The sequence below is a fragment of the Streptomyces sp. NPDC001450 genome, from assembly GCF_053597295.1.
In genome coordinates this window covers 51,536-71,677 of record NZ_JBSFHY010000042.1, presented here as the reverse complement: position 1 = coordinate 71,677, position 20,142 = coordinate 51,536, and the positions used below count along the sequence as shown (strand labels likewise).

Here is a 20,142-nt window from a genome sequence, read left to right as displayed (position 1 = left end):
TCAGGCCTCCGTTCCGGTGCTCTCAGCCGGAGCGGACGCGGGAGCCTCGGCCTTGGGGGCCTCGGCGCCGGCAGCCTGCTGCGGCTTGCGACCGCGCCGCTCGCCACCGCGGCCACCACGGGCCGGGCGGTCGGCACCGCCACGGGCCGGGCGGTTACCCGCACGGGCCGCAGCGTTCTCGGCGCGGACCTCGGCGATGTTCTTGACGTCGCCCTTGTAGATCCAGACCTTCACACCGATGCGGCCGAAGGTCGTCTTGGCCTCGAAGAAGCCGTAGTCCACGTTCGCGCGGAGCGTGTGCAGGGGCACACGGCCCTCGCGGTAGAACTCCGAGCGGGACATCTCGGCGCCGCCGAGGCGGCCACCGCACTGGATCTTGATGCCCTTGGCGCCGGCCTTCATCGCCGACTGCATGCTCTTACGCATGGCGCGGCGGAAGGAGACGCGGGAGGAGAGCTGCTCGGCAACGGCCTGGGCAACCAGCTGAGCGTCGGTCTCGGGGTTCTTGACCTCGAGGATGTTCAGCTGGACCTGCTTGCCCGTGAGCTTCTCGAGGTCGCCGCGGATGCGGTCGGCCTCGGCGCCACGGCGGCCGATGACGATGCCCGGACGAGCGGTGTGGATGTCCACCCGCACGCGGTCACGGGTGCGCTCGATCTCAACCTTCGAGATACCGGCGCGCTCCATGCCGGACGTCATCATCCGACGGATGGCGACGTCTTCCTTGACGTAGTCCTTGTACAGCTTGTCGGCGTACCACCGGGACTTGAAGTCCGTGGTGACACCGAGCCGGAACCCATGCGGGTTAACCTTCTGGCCCATTACCGGGTTCCTTCCTTGCTGCTGACGACCACGGTGATGTGGCTGGTCCGCTTGCGGATCCGGTAGGCACGGCCCTGGGCACGCGGACGGAACCGCTTCAGGGTCGGACCCTCGTCGACGTACGCCTCGGAGATGTAGAGGCTGTCGGCGTCGGTGTGGTCGTAGTTGTGCGCGGCGTTGGCGATGGCGCTGTCGAGCACCTTGCCGACCGGCACGGAGGCTGCCTGCGGAGCGAATCGCAGAACAGCCTGGGCCTCCGTGGCGTCCATGCCACGGATGAGGTCCACCACGCGGCGGGCCTTCATGGGCGTGACGCGGATGTACCGCGCCTGGGCCCTGGCTTCCATGGTTGTCCCTTCAGTTACTTACGTGTCTGAATGCGATCCGCTACTAGCGGCGCTTCGACTTCCGGTCTTCCTTGACGTGGCCCCGGAAGGTGCGGGTCGGCGAGAACTCGCCGAGCTTGTGGCCGACCATCGACTCGGTGACGAACACCGGGATGTGGGTCTTGCCGTTGTGCACCGCGAGCGTGTGGCCCAGCATGGCCGGGACGATCATCGAGCGGCGGGACCAGGTCTTGATGACGTTCTTGGTGCCGGCTTCGTTCTGGGCGTCCACCTTCTTGATCAGGTGGTCGTCGACGAAGGGCCCCTTCTTCAGGCTACGAGGCATCTCAACCCGTCCTTAGCGCTTCTTGTTCGTCTTGCGGCGGCGGACGATGTACTTGTTCGACGCCTTCTTGGGCGAACGAGTACGGCCTTCCTTCTTGCCCCACGGGGACACAGGGTGGCGACCACCGGAGGTCCGGCCCTCACCACCACCGTGCGGGTGGTCAACCGGGTTCATGACGACACCACGGACGGTCGGGCGAACGCCCAGCCACCGCTTACGGCCGGCCTTACCCCAGTTGATGTTGCTCTGCTCGGCGTTGCCGACCTCACCGATGGTGGCGCGGCAGCGGACGTCGACCAGGCGGATCTCACCGGACGGCATGCGCAGGTGGGCCATCGAGCCCTCCTTCGCGAGCAGCTGCACGGAGGCACCGGCGGAGCGGGCGAACTTGGCACCGCCACCGGGACGGAGCTCGATCGCGTGGATCGTGGTACCGACCGGGATGTTGCGGATGGCCAGGTTGTTGCCCGGCTTGATGTCGGCCCCGGGACCGTTCTCGACGCGGTCACCCTGCTGCAGGTTGCGCGGGGCGAGGATGTAGCGCTTCTCGCCGTCGGCGTAGTGCAGCAGCGCGATGCGCGCGGTGCGGTTGGGGTCGTACTCGATGTGCGCGACCTTCGCCGGCACGCCGTCCTTGTCGTGACGACGGAAGTCGATCACGCGGTAGGCGCGCTTGTGTCCGCCACCCTGGTGGCGAACGGTCACACGACCGGCGTTGTTACGGCCGCCCTTGCTGTGCAGGGGGCGGACCAGCGACTTCTCCGGCGTGGACCGCGTGACCTCGACGAAGTCGGCGACGCTGGCGCCACGACGGCCCGGCGTAGTCGGCTTGTACTTGCGGATTCCCATTTCTCAGTCCTCGTCCGATATCGGACGATCCGGACCGCCCTTAGGCGGTCGGACCGCCGAAGATGTCGATACGGTCGCCCTCGGCGAGGGTCACGATCGCGCGCTTGCTGCCGGCACGCTGACCGAAACCGGTCTTCGTGCGCTTGCGCTTGCCCTGGCGGTTGATCGTGTTGACCCCGGTGACCTTGACCGAGAAGACCGCCTGGACGGCCTGCTTGATCTGGGTCTTGTTGGCGTTCGGGTCGACGATGAACGTGTACTTGTTCTCGTCGAGGAGCGCGTAGCTCTTCTCGGAGACGACCGGCTTCAGCAGGACGTCACGGGGGTCCGTGTACGACTTGCTCAGCGGGGTCTCGACGGTGTTCTTGCCCTCGGTGGCGTGGCGCTTCGCCTTGGCGACGCGCGCGGCCTTGGCGGCCTTGGCGGCCTTCGAGGCAATGCTCGGGTGACGCGTAGCCATCAGGCTTCGCTCCCTTCGGTGTCAGCGGCCTTGGGGCCAGACACGAAGGACTCGAAAGCGGCCTGGGTGAAGACCACGTCGTCCGAGACGAGAACGTCGTACGTGTTCAGCTGGCCCGGCTCCAGGATGTGGACCTGGGGCAGGTTGCGGGCGGACAGCCACGCGGCCTCGTCGGCGCGCTCGACGACCAGGAGCAGGTTCTTGCGCTCCGAGATCTTGCCGAACAGGCTCTTCGCGGCCTTGGTGGACGGGTTCGCACCCTCGACCACGCCGGAGACGACGTGGATGCGGTTGTGACGCGCCCGGTCGGTGAGGGCACCGCGCAGGGCGGCGGCCTTCATCTTCTTCGGGGTGCGCTGCGAGTAGTCACGCGGCACGGGACCGTGCACGACGCCACCACCGGCGAACTGCGGCGCGCGGGTCGAGCCCTGACGGGCGCGACCGGTGCCCTTCTGGCGGTAAGGCTTCTTGCCACCACCACGGACCTCGCCACGGGTCTTCGTCTTGTGCGTGCCCTGACGGGCAGCGGCCAGCTGCGCGACGACGACCTGGTGGATCAGCGGAACGCTGACCTTGGCGTCGAAGATCTCCGCGGGGAGCTCGACGGAACCGGCCTTGTCGCCCGCCGGCGAAAGGATGTCAACAGTGCTCATCGGTTACCTCAGGCCCCCTTGGCCGCGGTGCGGACCAGGACGAGGCCGCCGTTCGGACCGGGAACCGCGCCCTTGATGAGCAGCAGACCCTTCTCCGCGTCAACGGCGTGGACGGTCAGGTTCTGGGTGGTGACCCGCTCGTTGCCCATGCGACCCGCCATGCGGAGGCCCTTGAACACGCGGCCCGGGGTGGCGCAGCCACCGATGGAACCGGGGGAGCGGTGCTTGCGCTGGGTGCCGTGTCCGGCGCCGAGGCCACGGAAGTTGTGGCGCTTCATGACACCGGCGAAGCCCTTGCCCTTGCTCTTGCCGGTCACGTCGACCTTCACGCCGGCCTCGAACACCTCAGCGGTGATCTCCTGGCCCAGCGTGTACTCGGAGGCGTCCGCGGTGCGGATCTCGACGAGGTGGCGACGGGGGGTGACGTCGGCCTTGGCGAAGTGACCCTTGAGGGGCTTGTTCACCTTGCGCGGGTCGATCTCGCCGAAGGCGATCTGGACCGACTCGTAGCCGTCGACGTCGTTGGTACGAACCTGGGTGACGACGTTGGGGCCGGCCTTGACGACGGTGACCGGAACAACACGGTTGTTCTCGTCCCACACCTGCGTCATGCCGAGCTTCTCGCCCAGGATGCCCTTGATCTGCTTAGCCATTCTCAGCTCACCGACCCTCAGAGCTTGATCTCGATGTCGACACCGGCCGGGAGGTCGAGTCGCATCAGAGAGTCAACGGTCTTGGGGGTGGGGTCGAGAATGTCGATCAGGCGCTTGTGCGTGCGCATCTCGAAGTGCTCGCGCGAGTCCTTGTACTTGTGCGGCGACTTGATGACGCAGTACACGTTCTTCTCAGTGGGCAGCGGCACCGGGCCCGCGACCGACGCACCAGTGCGGGTCACCGTCTCGACGATCTTCTTCGCCGAGGAGTCGATGACCTCGTGGTCGTAGGCCTTGAGCCGGATGCGGATCTTCTGTCCCGCCATGGCTACTCAGTAGTCCTGTCTCTTCAACGCTCTGGAACCCGGTGTTCCTGACTTCCTTCTCCGACCCACGCGGTCGGGCGTGTCGCGCTCCCGCTGACACAGATGTCCCTTGTTCGAACATCCCTGCGGGGAATGCACACGGCCCTTCCGGAACCGCAAGCCGGGGGCGGAAGGCCCACCGGGCGCCTGGCCGGTGCCGCACCACACTTCCCGGAAGATTCCCGTACGTCCGCCCCAGTGCTGCCCGCAGGCAGTTAGGGCGACGAGTACTGTGGGACTCGCTTCCGGTCCTCCCGGCGGGAGGCGCGCAGCATCAACACTCGACCGAGCAACTCCGACAGTCTGCCATATGGGGCGGGGGGCTGGCCAATCGGGGCGGAGAGAATACCCCCAGGGTGACGCAGGTCAAACACAGGCCCGGCGGGACGTGAAGGCCTTGTGAGCACTTACAGGACGTGCCCTGCGCGCCGGAAGGTGCGGGCGGCAATGGAGATCGCCGCTGTGTCACCGTTTGCGGCATGGCTGCCCCAGGGAGCCGCGGGCAGGCGTCGGCTCGGCGTTCGCGTCTTGCCGAGTACGCGGACATGTCCGGACCCGCGAAGAAGGCGGATGGCCCACCATCCGCCTTACAGGTGACTCCCGAGGCATCGGCCTCCCCGGCACCCGCCGCGCAAGGCGAGGCCGCACGGCCGCCCGGCTCCCCCAGGCCGAGGCGGACGCCCAGCGGCGTCGCTTCGCCGAGACGCTGGCGTCGTTCCGGGACACGGCCGTACCGGTCCCCAGCCGCGACGGCGGCTGGCTGACCGTTGACTTTGGCGGTGTCCGCTGGATCCTGGCCTTCCCCGGCGAGCCGGCGCTCGTACGCTATGCCGTTGCCCGTGGCGAGGGCCACGAGGAATGGACGTACGAGAGGGTGCTCGGGGCCCGGCTCCCTTGACGTGGCGGTCCCGGAGGCCGGAGTGCCCTGTGGTGTGGCACTGGACGCGGCCGACGGCGCGGAGCACGTGGTGCTGCTCCCACCGGTCGCCGGAATCGTGCCTGTGCGTACGCAGTGAACAAGCGATTCGCGAGTGACGAGGTCATGACCGGCTGGACGGAGGAACGGTGATGAACGGGGGCGCGGGAGCACTCGGGGGCGGAAAGGATCTTGCGACCGGGGGTCTCGACGAGATCGCTCAGGGGCTGACCCTGGCCCTGAGCGAGCTGCAGGAACTCGGCATGGTCGGCATTGCGGGCGCGGGCCGGGGCTTCTACCTGGAGCTGTCCGGCCGGTAATCCGCATGCGTCAGAGGACGAGGTCACAGCCTGTCCCAGCCGGGGTATCCCGCCACGCCCATGCTGGCGGCGTCCGTCGTGGTGCCCAAGGGTGGGGGCTCGCCCTTCCACCCGGCGCCGAGTGCCCCGCTCGCGGACCTCGAGCCGACCTCGCTCCAGGACATCGCGGCGCGTGCCGAGGGTCACGCCCGAAGGATCAACGCGCGCGGTTGCGTACCCCGCGCTCCACCTTGCGGACCAGGTCTTCGCCGTACCCGAGGGCCTCCGCCAGGTCGGCCACCCGCATACCGGCCGCCTCCCGGCAGTGCCCGACCAGGCGCCCCACCGCCTCCACCAGCGGCGCGCTCTCATCACCGGGTTCGACATTCCACCCGGCCTCGTCCACACCCTCTTCGCTCATGGCACAGGCGTGATCGCACCTCAACACAAGCAGGCCCGGCCACGCTGGGTGACATGAATCAAGAAACCGCCGAGCCCCCGACCGAACTCGCCGGCCCCGTCCCCAACTTCACGGTGCTCCTGTCCCCCACGCCTCGCGGCGCCCGTCTCGCCCGCCTGCTTGCCACCGAACAACTGCAGACCTGGGCGCTCCCGTTGGACGTGGCGCAGCACATCGTGGCTGAGCTGGCGGCCAACGCCGCGACCCACGGGCGGGTACCCGGAAGGAACTTCCGCCGCACGCTCTACGTCGTCGGCGACACACTCCGCATCGAGGTGACCGACACGCGTGGTGACCGCCTGCCCCAAATCCACCGCACCTCAGCCGAGGGGATCACGCGACCGCCGAATGGGCAGCGCGCCCCGTGCGCTTTGGCCCTCCTCAGTGGCCCCTGCTCACCCTGCGCCCGCTCGTCGCCGGACCACACAACATGCCGGTGATCACCAATCCCGCCGATGCCCGCAAGGATCTGGCGCTCACCACGCTGTCCACGATCACCCACGCCACACATCGGGACATCGGGGCCATACTCAAGGCAGTGTCAACCGTGCTGCGGGAGACACACCCCGAACTCGCCAACCCGATCATCGAACTCATCGCACAGGGCATGGGTAAACACCCAGCCGCAGAACTCTGGAGGAAACTGGTGGCCGTGGACCTCTCCTTCTACAAGTCGCCGCTCTCCGAAGAACTCCGGGCCGAGGGCCGGGAAGAAGGCCGGGAAGAAGGTCGGGAAGAAGGCCGGTCGCAGCGCGCCGCCGAGGACATCCTGGACGTCCTGGACGTGCGTGGCATCGACGTCCCCGAAGCAGTCCGCGAGCGGATCACCGGCTGCGGCGACCCCGAGACCCTGCGCCGCTGGCATCGGCGCGCCGTCACCGCCCCCTCCGCCGACGAGATCTTCACGGATGAGTAGCCCCGGCGCGGGGACATGGTCACCGGCGTAAACGTGGTCGGCTCTGACCCACGCCCGCTGCGGCCGAGCCTTGTACAGACGCCCCGAGCCCTTCTGGTGGTCCCCGGGGCGGACATCCTGATCGAACTTCTGGCACAGGGTCCGGCCTGCAACCCGTCCGCACTTGCACTGTGGAGGGACCTGGCGATCAAAGAGCCGCACACGCGACCGCGAGCAACGGCCCGCGGTCGGCATCATGCACGTCCCGCCGGTACGCCCTCTCCTACATCCGTCGGCTTTCCAACGGACCCAGGTACAGCGCCGGCAGCCCTCCCGTGTCGATCACGAGCCGCTGCAGCACCACCGTCGGATCCACCATCCAGAACTTCAGCCGGTGCACGCCGATCGTCGTCACGGTGTGTCTCGTGGCCGTCGCGTTGACGTTGTCCGACGCGTTCCGCGCCCACACCATGTTCATCAGCCCGTCGTCGGCACCCGCGTTGATGTCCACCGGCTGGGGAGCGGCCTCGTCGAACGACACGGCATAGCGCAGACCCCCAGTCGGCAGCGCCGGGTTCCGTGGGGACACATACGCCCACACCGTCACCTCACCCGGCTCCGTCACCAGGCTCACCTCGTACTCCAGCCGAGGGGACGACGAGCCCCCAGGTGTCTGCCGAGGTGAGGTCACCGGCCACGGAGTCATCCCCGCCCCCGTACGCCCGATGCCGTCCAGCCGGCGCCACTGCCCCACCGCCCGGTCGTAGTGCTCCGCGTCGATCGCCACGTACCCGCCCGCCTCCACGAACCCCCGCAGGCCCCGCCGGGGCGGGTTCACCGCCGTGCACCCCACCCGCACCGACGCCCCCGCCCCGCTCACCGTCAGCGAACCCACCGATCGCCCCACCGGCGCCCGCGACCAGTCCACCCGGACCTCCAGCCTGACCTGCTGGCCGGCCTGACCCCGCGGACGGTCCACCACCAGCCAGGGGACGGAGCACTCGACCCGGTACTCGAAGGGCGTACGGCCCCGGTTGAAGATCTCCACGTACTGCTGCGGGCGCGTCTGGTACGGGCTGAAGTCCGGCAGGGACGCACTCGTGGACGAACCCCCCGGCCACCACTCCCCCGCATCCTCCGAACCGTCCACCGACACCCCCAGCTCCGCCGCCTCCGGCACCCCGATCTGCCGTACCGCCGGGAAGAGCACGTCCGGCAGGGCCACGTTGTCCTTCTCCGGCTGCTGCCAGCCGCCGTTGGGGCTGTCCGGCGTGCGAGAGCGCTGAGAAACCTCGCTGCAGACGGTCGTGGACCACCCGATGCCCGGCGTGGAGCGGGCATTCGTCATCGCGGGCAGCGACCCGCGGGGCACGATCTTCGGGGCGTACGACGTCTCGTACGGCATCGGCGTCTCGCCTCGGCCTCGCGCAGGGCGTACAGGTTCGCGGTCGCCGTAACGGTCCACATCCCCGTAGTCGATGTGGGGCTGGGTCTGGAAGCCCTGCCATTTGGCGTTCGCCACCACGGAGTTGAAGCGGTCCGCCAGGGCGAAGTCCCTCGCCAGGGCCGCCGACGCAGCCGCCGCACGGTCGTTCGTCGCGGCTCTGCCCTGTTTCGCGTAGAGGAGGTTCGTGAACCGTCCAGCTTGCCGGCCTCGATCAGTCCGTCGATCAGCGGGCTGCGGCCGATCGTGTCCGTCACCCGGAGATCCCGTGGGTCACCCTCGTCCCCGGCCCACGCGACCCCTGACGCCAGCACCGGCACGGCGGCCAGTCCTGCACCCAGCACAGTCCTGCGCGCGACAGACATGCCTCACCCCTCCACCCGGACTCACCTGAATTCGGTTAGCGGCATGACAAATACTGGAGGGGGGCGGTACGCGTACGGAACGGGTCCTCGGCGTCGAATAGTTTCGAACAGCAGAAGGGCCCGTACGACCGAAGTCGTACGGGCCCCTCCGACAGCTACCAGGTCGAAGACCCGGGCCGGATCAGCTCAAGATCACTTGTTGATCTTGGTGACCTGGCCGGCGCCCACGGTCCGGCCACCCTCACGGATGGCGAACTTCAGGCCCTCTTCCATGGCGACGGGCTGGATGAGCTCCACCTTCATCTCGGTGTTGTCACCCGGCATGACCATCTCGGTGCCCTCGGGGAGGGTCACGACGCCGGTCACGTCCGTCGTACGGAAGTAGAACTGCGGACGGTAGTTGTTGAAGAACGGCGTGTGGCGGCCACCCTCGTCCTTGGAGAGGATGTAGGCCTGCGCCTCGAACTCGGTGTGCGGGGTGACCGAGCCCGGCTTGATGATGACCTGGCCGCGCTCGACGTCCTCGCGCTTGATGCCACGGAGCAGCAGACCGACGTTCTCACCGGCCTGGCCCTCGTCGAGCAGCTTGCGGAACATCTCGATGCCGGTGACCGTGGTGGTGGTCTTCTCGGTCTTGATGCCGATGATGTCGACGGTCTCGTTGACCTTGAGGACACCACGCTCGATACGACCGGTGACGACGGTGCCACGACCGGTGATCGTGAAGACGTCCTCGATCGGCATCAGGAACGGCTTGTCGACGTCACGCTCGGGCTCGGGGATGTTCTCGTCCACAGCCTGCATCAGGTTGAGGACGGACTGGCCCCACTCCTTGTCGCCCTCGAGGGCCTTGAGCGCGGAGACGCGGACGACCGGCAGGTCGTCGCCCGGGAACTCGTACTCGGAGAGGAGCTCACGGACCTCGAGCTCGACGAGCTCCAGGATCTCCTCGTCGTCCACCATGTCGGCCTTGTTCAGGGCGACGACGATGTACGGAACGCCGACCTGGCGGGCCAGGAGCACGTGCTCCTTGGTCTGCGGCATCGGGCCGTCGGTGGCGGCGACCACGAGGATGGCGCCGTCCATCTGGGCAGCACCGGTGATCATGTTCTTGATGTAGTCCGCGTGACCGGGGCAGTCGACGTGGGCGTAGTGACGGGTCTCCGTCTGGTACTCGACGTGCGCGATGGAGATGGTGATACCGCGCTGGCGCTCCTCAGGAGCCTTGTCGATCTGGTCGAACGCCGAGGCCTCGTTCAGGTCCGGGAACGCGTCGTGCAGCACCTTGGTAATGGCGGCCGTGAGGGTCGTCTTACCGTGGTCGATGTGACCGATGGTGCCGATGTTGACGTGCGGCTTAGTCCGCTCGAACTTCGCCTTCGCCACTGGGGTCCTCCTGTGGAGTGGTTCTGTACGCCTTACTTCATCGGCGCCAGGTGATCTTTGCTGGAAAGCCCGGAACCCGGGGCAAACATCCAGGAATGCGGGTGTTTGCCCCTTGAGGCTCCGGAGTCAAGCCTAAAGCGTGTGAACGCGGTGCGTTACTCGCCCTTGGCCTTCGCGATGATCTCCTCGGCGACGTTCCGCGGAACCTCGGCGTAGGAGTCGAACTGCATGGAGTAGCTCGCACGGCCGGACGTCTTGCTGCGCAGGTCGCCGACGTAACCGAACATCTCCGAGAGGGGCACGAGGCCCTTCACGACGCGGGCACCGGCCCGCTCCTCCATGGCCTGGATCTGGCCACGGCGGGAGTTGATGTCGCCGATGACCTCACCCATGTAGTCCTCGGGCGTGGTGACCTCGACGGCCATCATCGGCTCGAGCAGCACGGGGCTGGCCTTGCGCGCGGCCTCCTTGAAGGCCTGCGAACCGGCGATCTTGAAGGCGAGCTCGGAGGAGTCGACCTCGTGGTAGCCACCGTCGATCAGCGTGACGCGCACGCCGGTCATCTCGTAGCCCGCGAGGATGCCGAACTGCATGGCCTCCTGAGCACCGGCGTCCACCGAAGGGATGTACTCCTTCGGGATACGGCCACCGGTCACCTTGTTCACGAACTCGTACGAGGCGTCGCCGCCCTCGATGGGCTCGATCGCGATCTGCACCTTGGCGAACTGGCCGGTGCCACCAGTCTGCTTCTTGTGCGTGTAGTCGACGCGCTCGACGGCCTTGCGGATCGTCTCGCGGTACGCCACCTGCGGCTTGCCGACGTTGGCCTCGACCTTGAACTCACGGCGCATACGGTCGACCAGCACCTCGAGGTGCAGCTCGCCCATACCACCGATGATGGTCTGGCCGGTCTCCTCGTCCGAGTGGACCTGGAAGGACGGGTCCTCCTCGGCCAGGCGCTGGATCGCGACGCCCAGCTTCTCCTGGTCGCCCTTCGACTTGGGCTCGATGGCGACCTGGATGACCGGCGCCGGGAAGTCCATGGACTCCAGGATGACCGGGGCCTTGTCGTCGCACAGCGTCTCACCGGTCGTGGTCTGCTTCAGACCCATGACGGCGATGATGTCGCCGGCGCCCACCGACTCGATCTCCTCACGCTTGTTCGCGTGCATGCGGTAGATCTTGCCGATGCGCTCCTTCTTGCCCTTGACGGAGTTCAGCACGGCGGTGCCGGACTCCAGGCGGCCCGAGTAGACCCGGACGAAGGTGAGCTTGCCGAGGTGCGGGTCGCTCATGATCTTGAACGCCAGCGCCGACAGCGGCTCGTCGTCGGACGGCTTGCGCTTGACGACCGTCTCCGGGTCCTTGACGTCGTGGCCCTCGATGGCCTCGACGTCCAGGGGGGAGGGGAGGTAGCGCACGACCGCGTCGAGCAGGGGCTGAACACCCTTGTTCTTGAACGCGGTACCGCAGAACACCGGGGTGACCGTGGTGTCCTTGGACTTGCCGGACGCGATGGTGATACGACGGATCGCGGCGTACAGCTGCTCCACGGACGGCTCGGCGCCCTCCAGGTACAGCTCCATGATCTCTTCGTCGTTCTCGGCCACGGCCTCGAGCAGCTTGCCGCGGTACTCCTCGGCAGCCTCGGTGTGCGTGTCCGGGATGTCGACGACGTCGTACATCTCGCCCTTGGTGGCCTCGGCGGACCAGACCAGGGCCTTCATCGTCACCAGGTCGACGACGCCCTTGAAGTCGGCCTCGGCACCGATCGGGAGCTGCATCACGATCGGCTGAGCGCCCAGGCGGTCAGAGATCATGTCGACGCAGCGGTGGAACTCGGCACCGGTCCGGTCGAGCTTGTTGACGAAGCAGATGCGCGGAACGCCGTAACGGTCCGCCTGACGCCACACGGTCTCGGACTGCGGCTCAACGCCGGCGACGCCGTCGAACACCGTCACGGCACCGTCGAGCACGCGCAGGGAACGCTCCACCTCGACGGTGAAGTCGACGTGGCCCGGCGTGTCGATGATGTTGATGGTGTGGTCGACGTCTTCCAGCGGCCAGTGGCAGGTGGTGGCAGCAGAGGTGATCGTGATGCCACGCTCCTGCTCCTGCTCCATCCAGTCCATGGTGGCAGCGCCGTCGTGGACCTCACCGATCTTGTAAGACACACCGGTGTAGAACAGGATCCGCTCGGTGGTGGTCGTCTTGCCCGCGTCGATGTGGGCCATGATCCCGATGTTGCGGACCTTGGCCAGGTCAAGTGAAGTGGTAGCCATAAGGCTTCAGTCTTCTCTCGGTCTCGATGTGGGTAGCGACTACCAGCGGTAGTGCGCGAAGGCCTTGTTGGACTCGGCCATCTTGTGCGTGTCCTCGCGCTTCTTCACAGCGGCACCGAGGCCGTTGGAGGCGTCGAGGAGCTCGTTGAGCAGACGCTCGGTCATGGTCTTCTCGCGACGGGCGCGGGAGTAACCGACGAGCCAGCGCAGCGCGAGGGTGTTGGCGCGACCGGGCTTGACCTCGATCGGAACCTGGTACGTCGCACCACCGACACGGCGGGACTTGACCTCGAGGGTCGGCTTGATGTTCTCCAGCGCGCGCTTCAGCGTGATGATCGGGTCGTTGCCCGTCTTCTCACGCAGACCCTCCATGGCGCCGTAGACGATGCGCTCGGCGGTGGAGCGCTTGCCGTTCAGCAGCACCTTGTTGATCAGGGAGGTCACCAGAGGAGAACCGTAGACCGGGTCGATGATGACCGGGCGCTTCGGGGCGGGGCCCTTACGAGGCATTCTTACTTCTCCTTCTTGGCGCCGTAGCGGCTGCGGGCCTGCTTGCGGTTCTTGACACCCTGGGTGTCGAGCGAACCACGGATGATCTTGTAGCGAACACCCGGCAGGTCCTTCACACGGCCGCCGCGCACGAGCACGATGGAGTGCTCCTGCAGGTTGTGTCCCTCACCCGGAATGTAAGCGGTGACCTCGATCCCGCTGGTCAGACGCACACGCGCGACCTTACGCAGGGCCGAGTTCGGCTTCTTCGGGGTGGTCGTGAACACACGCGTGCAGACGCCACGACGCTGAGGGGAACCCTCAAGTGCGGGCGTCTTGTTCTTCTCGACCTTGTCCTGCCGGCCCTTGCGGACCAGCTGCTGGATCGTAGGCACTACTTCTCCGGTTTCTGTGTGCCGATAGGTACAGCTAACCTGGAACGTCGCCGACCCACGCGGTCGGGTGTGTCGAATCTCGCGGACCTTTGCCGCAAGGCGAAAAGGGCGCAGATTACGGTGGCCGGTGTCCGCTCGCCATGCGGTTGAAGGCACGCACGAGAGCCAGGGCACACCCCAGGCACAAGGTCTGAGCGTACCTACCTCATTCGCTGTGGTCAAAACAAATGAGACCCGGCGGCCTCGCGGTGCGAACCATGTCAAGCCGCTGTACGCTACGTGATCTTCGAATCCACGATCCGAGCTGGTGAGCGGTGCCTGTTCGGCCACGCGGCCGGTTGTCGCGGGTTTCTCTCATGGCCACTTCAAGTACGTTGGCTGGTTGCGTCGATGAAGCGGCTCATGTGAGCACCGGGGGGCGGGATGGTCGGGGGGCGAACGCGCGCGTGGGACGACGACGGTTTCGACGACGCCGTGCCCTTCCTGGCCCGGCTCGAGAAACAGGACCGGGTCGCCCTGCTCGGCGCCGGCCGACCGCTTCGCTACCAGGCCCGCGCAGTCCTCATGCACCAGGCCGAGCCCTCCTCCCACGTGCTCCTCGTCCTGAACGGCTGGACGAAGGTCACGGCCACCGCGGCCAACGGCTATGAGGCCCTGCTCGCCCTGCGTGGGCCGGGTGACCTCCTCGGCGAGGGCGCGGCACTGAGCGGCCGCGACCGAGCCGCGACCGTGACAGCCCTCGAGCCCGTCGAGGCGATCGTGATCGACCAGGGCAGTTTCACCTCCTTCCTGTCGGAGAACCCCCGCGTCGCGCTGCAACTGCTGAGCCTGACCACCGACAGGCAACGGAGCACCGACCGCCGCCGGCTGCAATGGGCCGCCCTCACCGTCCGCGAGCGGCTCGCCGTCCTCCTGCTCGAACTGGTCCGCACGCACGGCAACCGAACCGAAGAGGGAATCGAACTCAGCATTGGGCTGAGTCAGCACGAGTTCGCGGGCTCGGTCGGCTCGTCGAGGGAGGCGGTGGCCCGGCTGCTCAAGGAGCTGCGGGCGCGCGAGGTCGTCGTCACCCGGCGCCGTCGCATCGTCGTGCTGCGCCCTGACGTATTACGGCGCATCGTCGGCGAGGGATCGGCCTGAGGCACATCCCGCCGTGTGCTGTCTGTGCACACGGTCACAGTTCTTCCAGGTCATCCGCCGCTCCGCCGCACCGCCTCGTACCGCCATCGTGCTGGTGAACGCCACGAGCGAGAGAGGCAGACATGACCGATCCCGTGTACCGGACCATCCTGCTCTTCGACATCGAGCGGTTCGGCGCCCGCGACGACGTGGAGCAGGCCTTTCTGCGCCGGATCCTCTACGACGTCGTCGACGCCACCCTGATGGCCGCCGGGGTGGACGAGACAGCCACGCTGCGCGCGGACCGCGGCGACTCCGTCATGGAACTCATCGACGCCCAGGTCTCCGTCCCCACCTTGGTGAAGACCCTTCTGGCCGAGACGCCGGCCCGACTGCACAGCAAGAACCGCCTGCTCGCCCACAGCGCCCGGATGCGGCTGCGCATCGTCCTCTCGTCCGGATACGTCGCCGTCGACGAACTGGACGGCTGGGTCGGCTCGGACCTCAACCACGCGGTGCGCCTCCTGGATGCCGACTCCGTGCGCGACGCCCTGCGGCAGCGCGAGGACGACTGTGTGCTGTGCGTGTCGGACAGCGTCTACCAGGGAGTGGTCCGGCACGGTCCGGTGGGCGTCCGTCCTGACGACTTCCACCGCACCACCATCGCCACGAAGGAGGGGCCGACGGTGGCCTGGCTGCACGGCACTCCGGCCCCCGCCGCGCCGGCCACCCCGGACGTCCCGCCCACGAGCCCGGACGCGGCCGGCGCGCCCAGCGGCCCGGCCGCCGGTACCGCGTCCAGCAGCCACACCAGCATCAGCGGAGACCAGTACGGCGTCACCGGCGGCATCGTGCACGGCGGGGTCCGCTTCGACCTGCCCGGCCGCGGGGAGCGCCGATGAGCCAGGAGGAGACCGGCGCGGACGCACCGGCCGACGAGCGGCCCCCGGAGGACGGCGAGCGGAAGGAGGAGGAGAGCGAAGGTCAGGAGCGGCAGCGCCAGGAGGCCTGGGCGGCGCGGCAGGCGCTGATCCAGCACGGCCCGTCCTTCGTCATGACGCTGGACCGGCCCACCTCCACCAGCCGGATCGGCCGCGACCAGTTCGGTGTCAGCGGCGGCACGGTCCACGGTGACGTGAACTACTACGTCGGTGGGCCCACCGAGCGCCCGGAGCACGTCTCCGGTGTGATCCGCCCGGAGGAGCTCACGGACCTGGCGGACGTCTTCCGCGGCTGCGCGAGCTTCGACGAGGCGCTCGCCCGGCTCCGCACGGACAAGGTCGTCGTCCTGTCCGGCGGGCGGGACACGGGCCGCCGTTCCGCCGCGCTGATGCTGCTGCACCGAGCGGCCGGCGGGACCGTACGCAGCCTCGTCCAGCCCCGCTCGCCGTCCGCACTGCTCGACCAGCTGGACAGCGCCGACGGCTATCTTCTGCTGAACTTCGCCACCGACCGGAGCAACCCGCTGCGCGAGTCCCACATGCTCGGCCTGCGCGAGCGGCTGGAGCGCTCCGGCGGCCACCTGGTCATCACCGTCGAGCCGTCAGCGGCGCTGGACGACGTTCCGTTCGTACGGTGGGAGCCGCCATCCACCGAGGAGATGCTCCACGCCCACGTCACGCCCCACGTCGGGGAGGCAGGGTGGCAGGAGCTGTGCGGTCGCGCCCCGGTGAAGGAGTTCCTGACCCGGCAGCACCAGCCGGCCGCGATAGCGGAGTTCACCCGGCGGCTCGTCGCCGTGCACCGCGGTGAGAGCGATGAACAGGAGCTGGCCGCCTACAGCGAGCAGGCCATTGAAGCGCAGGTCACCCGCTGGCTCACCGACGACCAGCGCGAGCTGCGGGACAAGGCGTTCCTGATCTCACTCGCCGTCTTCGACAAGGCACCGTACGCGGTGTCCGCCGAACTCGCCGACGTGCTCTACACACGGCTGCAGTACACCGCCGATCCCCGCCGGTCGCCGGTCATCCCGGTGTTCGGCAGCTCCCGCGAGGACCGGCTTCGGCTGGCCCACGCCGACGGTTACCACGACACGGAGGTCACCGAATGGGGATCCCTCGTCGGCCGGTTCTTCGCCGAATTCCGGGACGAGAAGACGGCCCAGGTACTGCTGGAGGCGGTGTGGAACCTCCATCCCTCCGCCCGGACGGCCCTCGTCAAGTGGATCGACAAACTCGCCGAGGACGGCCGTCCCCTCGTGCGCACCCGGGCGGCCTCGGCCACCGCCCTGCTCACCAAGGCCGACTTCTCGTCCGCCATGGCCCACCTCATCGAACCGTGGGCGGACGGCCGCGACCCCAACTCCTGGCTCACCGCGGCCAACGCCCTCACCATGGCCCACCTGCTGCGCGTCCCGACCGTCCTGCCCGTCCTGCGTGACTGGTGCACCGGCAAGGCCGAGAGCCGCCGCTGGACGGCCATCCGCGCCTACGGCCTGCTCGGGCCGGTGGTGCACGAGGAAACCCTGGACGCGCTGCTGGAGGCCGTCCGGCAGGACCCCGACCCGACCGGCGACGACGGTGAACCCACGGAAGGCGGGCGACAGTTCACGGACGCCTTCGAACTACTGCTGCTCGCGGTGCGGGAACCTGTGCTGAGCGCGCTCGCCGAGCGCCTCTCCGGCGACCGCACGGTCCGCGCGTATGCGGTCCGCGCTTTCCTGCAGGCCTGCGGGCAGAAGGAAGAGCCCGATGACCGCCCCGTGATCCTGCACTGGTACGCCCAGGCCGTGGCCGCCGACGACATGACCACCGCCCGGCAACTGGCCGCCTTCTGGGAGCAGCTGCTGGCCGACCGCGCGTGCGGCACGGAAGCCCTGCGTACCCTCCGCGGCTGGGTGCGCCGGGCGGACGGCGATCCGGAGACCGAATCGGCTCTCGTCTCCCTCCTGCCGGCCATCACCACCACGTCACCCAACGACCGCCGCGTCGGCCACCTCCTGCGCACACTCCGCGACTCCCCGACAACCCTTTCACCCGCGGCAGGGCGATTGCTGGATCGCCTCTCGCGCCGCTGATCGACACAGGCAGCGGCGCCGCGAAGTTCAAGGAGACTGACCTTGCAAGACGACCTTTCGCTGTCCTACGGCGAAGACGACGAAGATCCGGTCCGTACCGTCTGGCGACTCCCGCGCTTCCGGCTGAGCGGAATGAGGTACACGGGACGCCTCGACCACGCGCTGGTCTGTGTCACCAGGAACGGGTCGTACGAGACCTTTCCGCCGCCCGAGCGGCCCAGGACCGTGCGGCGCTACGCCGTCCTGTACGAGGTCGACACGGCTCCTCACGCCTTCCGCCTGACGGCTCCGCTGCCCAGCCGCGTCGACAGCTTCGAGTTCGAGGCCGCCGTGGATGTCACCTGGAGGGTGGCCGACCCGGAGCGGTTCGTCAGGAGCCAGGAACGTGACGTGCCCGGCCTGCTGGCCCGTGAACTCCTGCCGGAGATGCGGCGCGCTTCCCGGGGGCACCACATCGAGGCGAGCGCCGAGGCCGAGGCGGCCGTGCAGCAAGCGGTGCACGGCTCCGCACGGATGGGCGGTGACAAGGGGCTGGACGTCGCCTGTGCCGTACGGCTCCGGCGTGATGCCGTCGAACGGTCCCACCAGGACCGGCTGCGCACCGCCCGGCACGAGGAAGAGGCCGCGGTGCCGGAGCACAGGGCAGCCCTGCGCCGCGGGCAGCACGAGGCCGCGCTCAGGGCCGAGAGGATCAGGTTCTACGAGGCCCACCTGGCCCGGGGCGACGTCGCCGCTCTGGCCCTGCACCTGGCCGCTCACCCCGACGACACCCAAGGGGTGCTGGCCCATCTGAGCAAACAGCAGGCGGAGCTGCTCCAGAACCAGCTGCATCTGATCGACCAGGCGGTGGCCGACAAGCGGCTGGAGGGATACCTGCTGGAGGGTCCCAATCACCTCATCGCCGACCGGATGACAGCCATCCTGCGGGCCGGCCCTCCCTCCGAGCACGCCTCCGCGCCGTCGCCGGCACCGGCGGAGCGGCCGGAGCTGCCCCTGGTCAAGGACGAAGGGTCCGACACATGACACTGGCACGCTCGGCCTGGGACAGCCCGCAGGCGCAGGCGGGCGCCCGGCTGCTGGCCGACCTGCGGGCCGAGATCACACGCGCGGACGCCAAGGCCGCCGTCCTCGTCGGAGTGCTCGGGCTGTCCAGCGGTGTGCTCGCCGTACCGTCGGCCAGCCGCCTGCACCGCGCACCGCCGTCGGCGGCCGGCCTGCTGTGGTGGACGGGGGCGGTCAGCCTGGTCGTCGCGCTGTTCGCGCTGCTCCTCGCGGTCGCTCCCCGCTACGGCAACAGCCGCTGGGAGCCCGGCCGTCCTCTCACCTACTTCGGAGACATCCAACGAGCCGCACGGGCAGGAGAGTTGGCCGCGGCACTGACGGAGACCGGCCGGGATCCCGTCGGGGCGCTGCTCCTCGCGGTCACCGAGGCCAGCCGTATCGCGGCGCGCAAGCACCTGTGGATCCGCACCGGCGTCATCGCCTTCGCCGGTGCTGCACTCCTCCTGCCCGGCTCACTGCTCATCGCCTGAACCGCCTGTCCCCGTGCCCGTAGATCTTCGGAGGAAGCGCCGTGATCGTTCCCCACGAGGCAGAGGACTCCGTGCCCGCCCCATCCGGCGGGTCCGGCATGGCCTCCGCGCCCGATGCGAAGGCCGAGTCCCTGTTCCGTACCGGCCGTGTCCACATCGCCGCCCGTCAGCGAGGCGCCGACATCACGGCCTTCATCGGCCTGGCCCTGCACCTGCCCCATGTCCTCGCCAGTGCGGCTGTGGTCTTCGTGGTCTCGTACGCCGTCGAGGCCCTGGGGGGTCCGCCCTGGTGGCTCCCGCTCGGCGGCTGGGCACTCAGCGGCGTCCTGGTCTTCCACCGGCCCTGCGAGCGCCTCATGGCGCGATGGCTGTTCGGTCTGCGCTACCCGACGCCCCAGGAGGCCCTGACGCTGCAAGCCGTCTGGCGTGAGGTCACCGCCCGCGCCGGGGTGGACGGCGACGTCTATCAGCTGTGGGTGGAGGACAGCCCCGGGATCAATGCCATGGCGACAGCCGGGCACATCGTCGGCGTGACCAGCCACTCGCTCAGGGCGCTCCCGCCGTCCCGGCTCGCCGGCGTGCTCGCCCACGAACTTGGCCATCACACACGGGGACATGCGTGGGCGACGCTGCTGGCCTTCTGGTACGCGCTGCCCGGCCGGCTCGCCTGGCGTCTGCTGCTGCGGCTGGCCACACGGGTCGACCGCCTGTCGACAGGAGCGACGATTCTCGTGGTGGCACTGCTCGGGACCGCCGTGATCGCGTTGGCCACCGCGACGTACGGGCTCATATTCCTGCCCCTGGTCACGCCGTATCTGGCGGCGGCTGTCTCCCGCCGCTCGGAACTGCGGGCCGACGAGCATGCGGCGGGTCTGGGATTCGCACCCCAGCTCATGGCGGTGCTCAGCGCAGACCACGACCGGGAGGACACCAAGCACGCCGATCGCGCGGTCCTCGGAAGCCGGTCCGGCAAGAAATCGGGGACCGCACGCTTGCTGGAGTCCCATCCCGACGTCCACACCCGCCTGCATCACCTCCAGGCCCACCAGCAGCGCAGGCGCTGACACGCC

21 protein-coding genes and 3 pseudogenes are annotated in these 20,142 nt (G+C 68.5%); 9 read left to right on the top strand and 15 right to left on the bottom strand.

The genetic code is table 11. The annotated features are described in order from the left end of the window. From rpsC to rpsJ, 8 genes are read right to left on the bottom strand one after another with little or no spacing between them, the layout of a single operon-like run. Entirely contained in the window at positions 1–822 is an 822-nt protein-coding gene (gene rpsC / locus ACWC5O_RS35815; RefSeq protein WP_003998826.1) for a 30S ribosomal protein S3, read from the bottom strand. Continuing rightward, positions 822–1,169 (bottom strand): 50S ribosomal protein L22, encoded by a 348-nt coding sequence (gene rplV / locus ACWC5O_RS35810; RefSeq protein WP_019329637.1) that lies wholly within the window; start codon positions 1,167–1,169, stop codon positions 822–824. Before rplV ends, rpsC begins: the two co-directional genes overlap by 1 nt. Before the next feature lie 43 nt (positions 1,170–1,212). Then, positions 1,213–1,494, bottom strand: a complete 282-nt coding sequence (gene rpsS / locus ACWC5O_RS35805; protein ID WP_023547380.1) for a 30S ribosomal protein S19 — start codon at positions 1,492–1,494, stop codon at positions 1,213–1,215. A 12-nt stretch (positions 1,495–1,506) separates the two neighbouring features. Further along, a complete protein-coding gene (gene rplB / locus ACWC5O_RS35800; protein ID WP_353600330.1) occupies positions 1,507–2,343 on the bottom strand; it encodes a 50S ribosomal protein L2 in 837 nt (278 codons plus the stop codon). A 40-nt stretch (positions 2,344–2,383) separates the two neighbouring features. After that, a complete protein-coding gene (gene rplW, locus ACWC5O_RS35795; protein WP_071373347.1) occupies positions 2,384–2,803 on the bottom strand; it encodes a 50S ribosomal protein L23 in 420 nt (139 codons plus the stop codon). Beyond that, positions 2,803–3,456, bottom strand: coding sequence for a 50S ribosomal protein L4 (gene rplD / locus ACWC5O_RS35790; RefSeq protein WP_190018759.1), 654 nt, complete (start codon positions 3,454–3,456; stop codon positions 2,803–2,805). Before rplD ends, rplW begins: the two co-directional genes overlap by 1 nt. A gap of 8 nt (positions 3,457–3,464) precedes the next feature. Then, on the bottom strand, positions 3,465–4,109 hold the full coding sequence (rplC, locus tag ACWC5O_RS35785; protein ID WP_014674369.1) for a 50S ribosomal protein L3: 645 nt from the start codon (positions 4,107–4,109) through the stop codon (positions 3,465–3,467). A gap of 17 nt (positions 4,110–4,126) precedes the next feature. Then, complete coding sequence (rpsJ, locus tag ACWC5O_RS35780; protein WP_003948644.1) at positions 4,127–4,435, bottom strand: 30S ribosomal protein S10; 309 nt, start codon at positions 4,433–4,435, stop codon at positions 4,127–4,129. A gap of 1,107 nt (positions 4,436–5,542) precedes the next feature. Between rpsJ and ACWC5O_RS35775 the strand changes: the two genes are divergently transcribed. After that, the gene (locus tag ACWC5O_RS35775) at positions 5,543–5,710 is read left to right on the top strand and encodes a hypothetical protein (RefSeq protein WP_450585112.1); all 168 of its coding nucleotides are present in this window, start codon (positions 5,543–5,545) and stop codon (positions 5,708–5,710) included. Positions 5,711–5,906: 196 nt separating this feature from the next. Here ACWC5O_RS35775 and ACWC5O_RS35770 read toward each other — a convergent pair whose 3' ends face one another. Further along, positions 5,907–6,110 (bottom strand): helix-turn-helix domain-containing protein, encoded by a 204-nt coding sequence (locus ACWC5O_RS35770; protein ID WP_450585113.1) that lies wholly within the window; start codon positions 6,108–6,110, stop codon positions 5,907–5,909. 53 nt (positions 6,111–6,163) lie between these two features. Here ACWC5O_RS35770 and ACWC5O_RS35765 point away from each other — a divergent pair, with 53 nt between their 5' ends. After that, complete coding sequence (locus ACWC5O_RS35765; RefSeq protein ID WP_450585115.1) at positions 6,164–6,589, top strand: ATP-binding protein; 426 nt, start codon at positions 6,164–6,166, stop codon at positions 6,587–6,589. After that, positions 6,481–7,065, top strand: a pseudogene (locus tag ACWC5O_RS35760) (hypothetical protein); the annotation flags it as partial. The gene ACWC5O_RS35765 and the pseudogene ACWC5O_RS35760, both read left to right, overlap by 109 nt. Positions 7,066–7,327: 262 nt before the next feature. Here ACWC5O_RS35760 and ACWC5O_RS35755 read toward each other — a convergent pair. The 6 genes and pseudogenes from ACWC5O_RS35755 to rpsL all read right to left on the bottom strand — a co-directional run. Further along, positions 7,328–8,305 (bottom strand): annotated as a pseudogene (locus ACWC5O_RS35755) (glycosyl hydrolase 115 family protein); the annotation flags it as partial. 189 nt (positions 8,306–8,494) lie between these two features. Further along, a pseudogene (locus ACWC5O_RS35750) lies at positions 8,495–8,680 on the bottom strand (hypothetical protein); the annotation flags it as partial. 365 nt (positions 8,681–9,045) lie between these two features. After that, complete coding sequence (gene tuf / locus ACWC5O_RS35745) at positions 9,046–10,239, bottom strand: elongation factor Tu (protein WP_020941664.1); 1,194 nt, start codon at positions 10,237–10,239, stop codon at positions 9,046–9,048. A 155-nt stretch (positions 10,240–10,394) separates the two neighbouring features. Beyond that, positions 10,395–12,521: an elongation factor G gene (gene fusA / locus ACWC5O_RS35740; RefSeq protein ID WP_145886679.1), complete on the bottom strand. Its 2,127-nt coding sequence runs from the start codon at positions 12,519–12,521 to the stop codon at positions 10,395–10,397. Between the two features lie 39 nt (positions 12,522–12,560). Next, positions 12,561–13,031 (bottom strand): 30S ribosomal protein S7, encoded by a 471-nt coding sequence (rpsG, locus tag ACWC5O_RS35735; RefSeq protein ID WP_003992340.1) that lies wholly within the window; start codon positions 13,029–13,031, stop codon positions 12,561–12,563. Positions 13,032–13,033: 2 nt separating this feature from the next. Then, complete coding sequence (rpsL, locus tag ACWC5O_RS35730; RefSeq protein WP_003948652.1) at positions 13,034–13,405, bottom strand: 30S ribosomal protein S12; 372 nt, start codon at positions 13,403–13,405, stop codon at positions 13,034–13,036. 423 nt (positions 13,406–13,828) lie between these two features. Between rpsL and ACWC5O_RS35725 the strand changes: the two genes are divergently transcribed. The 6 genes from ACWC5O_RS35725 (at position 13,829) to ACWC5O_RS35700 (ending at position 20,136) form a co-directional block, all read left to right on the top strand. Continuing rightward, a complete protein-coding gene (locus ACWC5O_RS35725; RefSeq protein WP_450585117.1) occupies positions 13,829–14,545 on the top strand; it encodes a Crp/Fnr family transcriptional regulator in 717 nt (238 codons plus the stop codon). A 122-nt stretch (positions 14,546–14,667) separates the two neighbouring features. Continuing rightward, on the top strand, positions 14,668–15,426 hold the full coding sequence (locus ACWC5O_RS35720) for a hypothetical protein (protein WP_450585119.1): 759 nt from the start codon (positions 14,668–14,670) through the stop codon (positions 15,424–15,426). Beyond that, a complete protein-coding gene (locus ACWC5O_RS35715) occupies positions 15,423–17,540 on the top strand; it encodes a hypothetical protein (protein WP_450585121.1) in 2,118 nt (705 codons plus the stop codon). Before ACWC5O_RS35720 ends, ACWC5O_RS35715 begins: the two co-directional genes overlap by 4 nt. Before the next feature lie 42 nt (positions 17,541–17,582). Further along, the gene (locus tag ACWC5O_RS35710) at positions 17,583–18,563 is read left to right on the top strand and encodes a hypothetical protein (RefSeq protein WP_450585123.1); all 981 of its coding nucleotides are present in this window, start codon (positions 17,583–17,585) and stop codon (positions 18,561–18,563) included. After that, the gene (locus tag ACWC5O_RS35705; RefSeq protein ID WP_450585124.1) at positions 18,560–19,072 is read left to right on the top strand and encodes a Pycsar system effector family protein; all 513 of its coding nucleotides are present in this window, start codon (positions 18,560–18,562) and stop codon (positions 19,070–19,072) included. Before ACWC5O_RS35710 ends, ACWC5O_RS35705 begins: the two co-directional genes overlap by 4 nt. 98 nt (positions 19,073–19,170) lie before the next feature. Next, on the top strand, positions 19,171–20,136 hold the full coding sequence (locus tag ACWC5O_RS35700) for a M48 family metalloprotease (protein ID WP_450585529.1): 966 nt from the start codon (positions 19,171–19,173) through the stop codon (positions 20,134–20,136). Positions 20,137–20,142: the final 6 nt, after the last annotated feature.

What these genes read in the sequence shown, in the direction of transcription:
- rpsC (WP_003998826.1), bottom strand. Translation starts at nt 822, where the DNA reads ATGGGCCAGAAGGTTAACCCGCATGGGTTCCGGCTCGGTGTCACCACG.
- rplV (WP_019329637.1), bottom strand. Translation starts at nt 1,169, where the DNA reads ATGGAAGCCAGGGCCCAGGCGCGGTACATCCGCGTCACGCCCATGAAG.
- rpsS (WP_023547380.1), bottom strand. Translation starts at nt 1,494, where the DNA reads ATGCCTCGTAGCCTGAAGAAGGGGCCCTTCGTCGACGACCACCTGATC.
- rplB (WP_353600330.1), bottom strand. Translation starts at nt 2,343, where the DNA reads ATGGGAATCCGCAAGTACAAGCCGACTACGCCGGGCCGTCGTGGCGCC.
- rplW (WP_071373347.1), bottom strand. Translation starts at nt 2,803, where the DNA reads ATGGCTACGCGTCACCCGAGCATTGCCTCGAAGGCCGCCAAGGCCGCC.
- rplD (WP_190018759.1), bottom strand. Translation starts at nt 3,456, where the DNA reads ATGAGCACTGTTGACATCCTTTCGCCGGCGGGCGACAAGGCCGGTTCC.
- rplC (WP_014674369.1), bottom strand. Translation starts at nt 4,109, where the DNA reads ATGGCTAAGCAGATCAAGGGCATCCTGGGCGAGAAGCTCGGCATGACG.
- rpsJ (WP_003948644.1), bottom strand. Translation starts at nt 4,435, where the DNA reads ATGGCGGGACAGAAGATCCGCATCCGGCTCAAGGCCTACGACCACGAG.
- ACWC5O_RS35775 (WP_450585112.1), top strand. Translation starts at nt 5,543, where the DNA reads ATGAACGGGGGCGCGGGAGCACTCGGGGGCGGAAAGGATCTTGCGACC.
- ACWC5O_RS35770 (WP_450585113.1), bottom strand. Translation starts at nt 6,110, where the DNA reads ATGAGCGAAGAGGGTGTGGACGAGGCCGGGTGGAATGTCGAACCCGGT.
- ACWC5O_RS35765 (WP_450585115.1), top strand. Translation starts at nt 6,164, where the DNA reads ATGAATCAAGAAACCGCCGAGCCCCCGACCGAACTCGCCGGCCCCGTC.
- fusA (WP_145886679.1), bottom strand. Translation starts at nt 12,521, where the DNA reads ATGGCTACCACTTCACTTGACCTGGCCAAGGTCCGCAACATCGGGATC.
- rpsG (WP_003992340.1), bottom strand. Translation starts at nt 13,031, where the DNA reads ATGCCTCGTAAGGGCCCCGCCCCGAAGCGCCCGGTCATCATCGACCCG.
- ACWC5O_RS35725 (WP_450585117.1), top strand. Translation starts at nt 13,829, where the DNA reads ATGGTCGGGGGGCGAACGCGCGCGTGGGACGACGACGGTTTCGACGAC.
- ACWC5O_RS35720 (WP_450585119.1), top strand. Translation starts at nt 14,668, where the DNA reads ATGACCGATCCCGTGTACCGGACCATCCTGCTCTTCGACATCGAGCGG.
- ACWC5O_RS35715 (WP_450585121.1), top strand. Translation starts at nt 15,423, where the DNA reads ATGAGCCAGGAGGAGACCGGCGCGGACGCACCGGCCGACGAGCGGCCC.
- ACWC5O_RS35705 (WP_450585124.1), top strand. Translation starts at nt 18,560, where the DNA reads ATGACACTGGCACGCTCGGCCTGGGACAGCCCGCAGGCGCAGGCGGGC.
- ACWC5O_RS35700 (WP_450585529.1), top strand. Translation starts at nt 19,171, where the DNA reads ATGGCCTCCGCGCCCGATGCGAAGGCCGAGTCCCTGTTCCGTACCGGC.